The sequence below is a fragment of the Nonomuraea antri genome (assembly GCF_013283785.1).
Taxonomy (GTDB): domain Bacteria; phylum Actinomycetota; class Actinomycetes; order Streptosporangiales; family Streptosporangiaceae; genus Nonomuraea; species Nonomuraea antri.
This window is the reverse complement of sequence record NZ_JABCPZ010000149.1, coordinates 21,215-27,682: the sequence shown is the minus strand read 5'-3', so window position 1 is coordinate 27,682 and position 6,468 is coordinate 21,215. Positions and strand designations below refer to the sequence as shown.

At 75.4% G+C, this 6,468-nt stretch carries 4 protein-coding genes; 2 read left to right on the top strand and 2 right to left on the bottom strand.

Annotated elements, in window-relative coordinates:
- Positions 1-3,133 (bottom strand): AfsR/SARP family transcriptional regulator (locus HII36_RS36215; protein WP_173527831.1); only part of this gene is annotated, 3,133 nt, incomplete at its 3' end.
- Positions 3,134-3,345: 212 nt separating this feature from the next.
- On the bottom strand, positions 3,346-4,161 hold the full coding sequence (locus tag HII36_RS36210) for an alpha/beta fold hydrolase (RefSeq protein WP_173527830.1): 816 nt from the start codon (positions 4,159-4,161) through the stop codon (positions 3,346-3,348).
- 289 nt (positions 4,162-4,450) lie between these two features.
- Between HII36_RS36210 and HII36_RS36205 the strand changes: the two genes are divergently transcribed.
- Positions 4,451-5,548, top strand: coding sequence for an inositol-3-phosphate synthase (locus HII36_RS36205; protein ID WP_173527829.1), 1,098 nt, complete (start codon positions 4,451-4,453; stop codon positions 5,546-5,548).
- A complete protein-coding gene (locus tag HII36_RS36200) occupies positions 5,545-6,444 on the top strand; it encodes an SCO3242 family prenyltransferase (protein WP_328808043.1) in 900 nt (299 codons plus the stop codon). Before HII36_RS36205 ends, HII36_RS36200 begins: the two co-directional genes overlap by 4 nt.
- Positions 6,445-6,468: the final 24 nt, after the last annotated feature.

Below are 6,468 nucleotides of genomic sequence, written 5' to 3'. Positions count from 1 at the left end.
GGGTCGGGTGTTCTGATTCGGCGCGGGCGAGTTCGTCGAGGGTGCGCTTGCGCCAGACGGCCGGGCCGTCCGGGCCGAGCAGGTCGAGCGCCGTACGCAGGTGGCCGGCCGCCTCGCCCGCCCGCCCCTGACGCAGCCGGACGGCGCCGAGCGCGTGCAGGGCCAGCGCCTCGCCCAGCCGGTCCCCGCACTCGCCGAACAACCGCAGGCTGGCGGCCAGCGCCTCGGCCGCCTCGTCGAAGCGGCCGAGCGCGCCCAGGGCCTCGCCCAGCCTGCGCAGCACCTTGCTGACCTCGACCCGATCGCCGATCGCCTCGCTGGCCAGCAGGCTCTCCCGGTAGTGCGCGACCGCCTCGGCCGGCTCGCCGCCCAGGTAGCGGGCGGTGCCGAGGGCGCGCAGCAGGTTCGCGGAGATCACCGGGTCGTCGTCGCCGAGCTCCTTCAGCCTGGCGTGGCAGATCTCCACCGCGCGGTCGTAGTCGCCCTGGTCGATGTGGATCCAGATCGGCCAGGTCCACGCGTAGTCCAGCCCCGGCCGGTCGCCGAGTTCGGTCAGCAGGTTCAGCGCGCGGTGCGCGTCGTGCAGCGCCTCGGGCAGCCGGCCGAGCCCGTGGCGGGCGGCGGCGGCGGTGATCAGCGCGTACGCCGAGCCGTGCCGGTCGCCGATCCGCTCGAACCCGGCCAGCATGGTCTCGCACTGTTCCAGGGTCGACTCGTACCTGCCTCTGCTGATGCTCGCGTTGGCGCGCAGCAGCCCGGCGCGCAGGGCGGCGCGCTCGTCGCCGGCCGCCTCCGCCGTGCGGATGACGGCGTCCTGGACGCGTTCGACGTCGTCGATGAAGCCGTCCATGGTGAGGTAGCTCGACAGGTGGTGGGCCAGTTCGGCGGCCATGCCGACCTGGCCGAGCGCGGCGGCCGACTCGACGGCGAGCACGAGCGTCCGGCGCTCGGCCGACAGCCACGCGGCCCCGGCCGGCTGCCCGTGCCGGTCCGTGCTCGGGGTGCCGGAGGTCGCGGCCGGCTCCTGGGCTGGAGCGGGTTGGGCGGGGGGTGGTGCCACCGCGATCGGGAGGTGGCGGGTGGCGGTTCTGAGCCTGGCCAGGCACTCGGCGGCGTGCCTGAGCAGCGCCTCGCGCCGGGCGGCCGGCGGTTCCTGCGCCTCGGCTCGTTCCCGGGCGTACACCCGCAGCAGGTCGTGCAGCCGGTAGCGGGGCTGGCCGGCGGCGTCGATCTCGGTGGAGTCGAGCATGCCGCGGGCGACCAGCGTCTCCAGCGCCGCGTCCGCGTCGAGCGCGGGCACGCCGAGCAGCGCGGCGACCGTCCACTCCGCCACGCTGTCCAGCCCGGCCAGGCCGAGCAGCCGGAACGCGCGCCCGGCCGGCTCGGGCAGCGCCGCGTAGCTCATCTCGAACGTGGCCCGCACGTCGAGCCCGCCCACGACCAGCTCGTCCAGGCCGCGGTCGGCCAGCCGGGTGGCGAACTCGCGCACCGGCCAGACCGGGCGGGTGGCCAGCCGGGCGCCCGCGACCCTGATCGCCAGCGGCAGCCGGCCGCACGAGCGCAGGATCTCCTCGGCCGCCTCGGGGGCCGCGGAGATCCGGTCGCGGCCGGCCACCCCTTCGAGCAGCCGCCTGGCGTCGTCCTCGCCGGGCAGGTCGAGCGGGAGTTGCACCGCGCCCTCCAGCGCGGGCAGCCGCGACCTGGACGTCACCAGCACCGCCCCGCGCCCGGTGCCCGGCAGCAGGTGGCGTAACTGGGTCTCGTCGTGGGCGTCGTCCAGCACGACGAGCACCGCCAGGTCGGCCAGCCGCTGCCGCAGCAGCCCGGCCCGCTCCTCGACCGGGCCGGGGATCAGGGTGCCGTCGACACCGAGCGAGCGCAGCAGCTCGTCCAGCAGCTCGGCGGGCTCGCGCGGGCCGGAGCCGTCCTGACGCAGCCGGACGAAGAGCTGCCCGTCGGGGTAGTCGGGACGCAGCCGGTGCGCCAGGTGCACGGCGAAGGTGGTCTTGCCCACGCCGGGCAGCCCGGAGACGACGGCGATGGGCGGGCTGCCCCGGTCCTCGCGGGCGCGCATCACCGGCAGCAGCGCGTCGAGTTCGGCGGTGCGTCCGACGAAGTCGGCGGTGTCGGCGGGCAGGCGGCAGGGCGTGCGCTCCCGCACCGCGAACGCCGCGGGCGCGGCCGGCCCGCCGTCCTTCGCCGCGGGCGCGGAGCCCGGATCCGAGCCCGGCGCGGGGCCGAAGGACGCCGGGCGCGAGCCTCCGGGCGACGCCGGGTCCGGCAGCGACCCAAACGCGACTCCGGGCGACGCGGGGTCCTGCGGCGAGCCGAACGTGAGTGCCGGCGATCCCGGGTTCCGCCGTGGGCCGAACGCGGGCGGGGCGGGCAGCAGGCGGGGGTCGAGTACGGGGTCGTCGGCGAGCAGCGCGGCGTGCAGGCGCGACAGGTCGTGTCCGGGTTCGATGCCCAGCTCGTCGATGAGCAGCGTGCGTGCCTCGCGGAACGTGCCCAGCGCCTCGTCGCGCCGCCCGCTGCGATACAGCGCGATCATCAGTTGTTCCCAGGTGCGTTCGCGCAGCGGGTGGGCCGTGACCAGCGCGCGCAGCTCGGCCACCAGGTCGTCACGGCCGAGGGCGAGCCGCGCGTCGATCCACTCCGACCTGATCACCGCCAGCCGTTCGGCCAGCTCGGCCAGGCGCGGGGCCAGCGCGCCGCCGAGTTGCACGTCCTCGAGCGGGTTCCCGCGCCACAGCGCGACCGCGGCGGCGTAGGCGAGTTCGGCCGCCTCGAGGTCGCCGCGGCCGCGCTCCCGCCTGGCCCGGCGGGCCAGGTCCTCGAAGAGGATCAGGTCGAGCTGGTCGGGCGGCAGCTCGCAGCGGTACCCGGAGCCCTCGGTACGCACCCGCAGCGTGGTGCCCGCCAGCGCCCGGCGCACCTGATGGACGTAGGTGTGGACGTTCGCCGGCGCCGAACGCGGCGGGTCGTCCCAGATCGCCTCGATCAGCCGTTCCCTGGACATCGTGGTGTTCGCGTGGAGCAGGAGAACCGCGACCACCGCCCGCTGCTTCCCGCTGAGCTGGACGCGTCCCTCCGGTCCGGTGATGCGGACTGTCCCGAGGATCGCGAATTCCACGTGGTTCCCTCCCGAGCGGACGACCTTGAAGATCACTCCAGTGAGCAGTCCTATCGCCCGACAGGTCATTTGACAACGTCTCACAACGAGGATCACAGCCGGGCCCGGTCGTGCCACCTAGCGTGAGCACGGTCGTCAGCGCGGTGGTGGGCACGGTCGTGGGCGCGCGGGGTGGCCGCCCACGACCGGCGGCAGCGGTTCAGCGACGGCGGCTAGCGGCGGCCCTGTTCGAGCAGCGTGCGCAGGACCTCGGCGAACTCCTTGGGACGGCCGATGAACCCGCCGTGGTCGCCGGGGAACACCACCGGCGGCCGCCCGAGCAGTTCGGTCAGCCGTACCGAGGCCTGGTACGTCATCAGCCTGGCCGACTCCGTCCCCACCCCGACCTCGACCCGGACCGGGCCGTCACGCAGCGCCGCCAGGTCGGGCTGGTAGCGGGTGGTGTGGCGGATCTCGTGCAGGTAGAAGCGGGTGACGTCGGCGAGGTCCCGCTCAGTGAGCTCGCCCTGCGGCACGGGCGCGCCCTCGTCGCCCTCCTCGAACCCGGCCCACCGGGTGAACTGCGCGATCGCCGCCATCGGGCCGTCCCTGCGGCAGGTCTCGACCATCTCTTCCACGGCGACGTTCTGCCGCGGGGCGTCGGGGAGCAGTTGCAGCAGCGGGGGCTCGTGCGCGAGCACCGTACGCACCCGGGCGGGGTGCCTGGTGGCCAGCGCGAGCGCCGTCACGGCGCCGCCGCTGCTGCCGAACACGTCGGCGGACTCGGCGCCGAGCGCGTCCAGCAGCGCGGCGAGGTCGTCGGCGCGCAGGTCGGGGGTGGAGTCCTGGTCGGGGTCGTCGAGGCGGCTGGCGCCGATGCCCCTGGGGTCGTGGGTGACGACGGTGTGGTCGTCGGACATCGCGTCGGCGAACATCGCGAAGCCGCCGACGCCCATGGGAGCTCCGGTGATCAGCAGCAATGGCCCCGTTCCGCGAACCTCGTAATGCAGGCGCGCGCCGGGCACGTCAAGGGTGTGGGTGGTGGTCATGCTGGCATGGTCTGCCCTGCGTGCGTGGCCGTCCAGGCGGTTGGCGAGAGTGCCGATAAAAGTACGCGATCACTCTGACAACGGCCGATGGCGACCGGCCTACATATCCGGATATTTCCGGCGCGCGCCCGACGGCGCCTGCCCCGGGGCGGGCGCGCAGGCGGCCGCTCCGGGGCGCGCGACAGCGTCCGTCCCTCTGATCCACATCGGCCCCAGACATCACCTCTTTACAGCGAAAAATCCCCCGTTTTATATGTGATCACGGGCGGGTGATCGAGAGGGGCTTCCAATGGCGGGAATCGGCGTATGGCTCATCGGCGCCCGGGGCTCCGTGGCGACCACCGTGATCACCGGCGCGGCGGCGATCAGAGCGGGGCTGGCCGGCCCCGACGGCTGCGTCACCGAGACCCCCGGCTTCCCCCGCGTCCTGCCGCCCATCTCCGACCTGGTCTTCGGCGGCCACGAGCTGGTCGAGACCTCCCTGCGCAAGCAGGCGGAACGGCTCAGCGCCGCCGGGGTGCTGCCGCCGTCGCTGCCCGCCCTGCTGGCCGACGAGCTGGACGCCGCCGACGCGCGCGTCCGGCCGGGCAACGCCCCGATCCCCGCGCTGATCGAGGACCTGACCGGCTTCCGGCGGCGGCACGCGCTGGAGCGGGTGGTGGTGGTCAACCTCTCCTCCACCGAGCCGCGCCCGGCCGACGACCCCCGGCACCACGACCTGGCCACGCTCGATCCGAACAGCCTGCCCGCCAGCTCCCGCTACGCCTACGCCGCCTTCCGCGCCGGCTGCGGCTACGTCGAGTTCACGCCGTCGACCGGGCCCGCGCTGCCCGCGCTGGCCCATCTCGCGCTGGCCGAGCGGGTGCCGTTCGCCGGACGGGACGGCAAGACCGGCGAGACCCTGCTCAAGACCGTGCTCGCGCCCATGTTCGCCGATCGCGGCCTGCGCGTGCGTTCTTGGTCGGGGCTCAACCTGCTGGGCGGCGGGGACGGCGCCACGCTGGCCGACCCGGCCGCCCGCGACAGCAAGCAACGTTCCAAGCAACGCGCGCTGGACGCCATACTCGGCCCGGGCACCGAGGGCCAGACCCACATCGACTACGTCGCCGGTCTCGGCGAATGGAAGACCGCCTGGGACCACGTCAGTTTCGACGGCTTCCTGGGCACCGGCATGAGCCTGCAGTTCACCTGGCAGGGCTGCGACTCCGCGCTGGCCGCGCCCCTCGTGCTGGACCTGGTCAGGCTGACCGCCCGCGCGCACCAGCGGGGCCGTTACGGTCCGCTGCCCGATCTCGGCTACTTCTTCAAGGATCCGCTGCACAGCGCGGAGCACCGGCTGTCCGCCCAGTACGAGCGGCTGCGCGCGTTCGCCGAGGAGCTGGTGTGAGCGGCCTGCGCACGCTGCTGGAGGTGGTCAGGGCGCCGGCGGCGGTGTCGGTGCCCGGCGACACCATGGCGGGCGCGGCGGCCGCCGGGCTCCGCTGGAACCCCGGCCTGGCCGTGGCCTCGACCCTGCTGTACTGGGCCGGGATGGCGCTCAACGACTGGGCCGACCGCGACGCCGACGCCGTCGAGCGGCCCGAGCGGCCGATCCCGTCCGGGCGGATCAGCCCTGGCCGGACGCTGGCGCTGGCGGCGGGCCTGACCGGGGCGGGGCTGGCCGCGGCCGCGCTGACCGGCGGGCGCCGCGGCTTCGCGCTGGCCGGGCTGCTGGCCGGCGCGGTGTGCGCCTACGACCTGGGGCTCAAGCGCACGGCGGCGGGCCCGGCCGCGATGGCCGCGTGCCGGGCACTGGACGTGCTGCTCGGCGCGGGTGGCCGGCGCCGGGCCTGGCCGACGGCGCTGGCGGTGGGCGCGCACACCTACGGCATCAGCGTGCTGGGGCGCGCCGAGGTGAAGGGCGCCTCCCGTGGCACGGTCGCGGCCGCGCTCACGGCCACCGCCGTCGCCGCCACCGCCGCCGCCCTCGCCACCTTGCGCAGCTCCTCCCCCGACCTCGCCGCCTTCCGGAACGCCTCCGCCCCGGCGAGCCGGGTGGTGGCCAGGGCCGGGGGGCTGGTGATGGTCGCCGGGTATCTCGCGGTCGCCGTCCCCGCCCAGGCCGGGCTACGTACCCGCCCGGAGCCCGACCGCGTGCGGCAGGCGGTCAGGCTCGGCATCCTCGCCCTGCTGCCGCTCCAGGCCAGTGCCGTCGCCGGGGCGGGCCGCCCGGCGCAGGCCGCCGCCCTGCTGGCCGCGCACCCCGTGGGCCGCCGGCTGTCCACCCGGATGGCCACGTCGTGAGGAGAGCGCGGTGAACGTCGTGAG

Coding starts and splice junctions, on each gene's coding strand:
- HII36_RS36205 (WP_173527829.1), top strand. CDS start 4,451: ATGGCGGGAATCGGCGTATGGCTCATCGGCGCCCGGGGCTCCGTGGCG.
- HII36_RS36210 (WP_173527830.1), bottom strand. CDS start 4,161: ATGACCACCACCCACACCCTTGACGTGCCCGGCGCGCGCCTGCATTAC.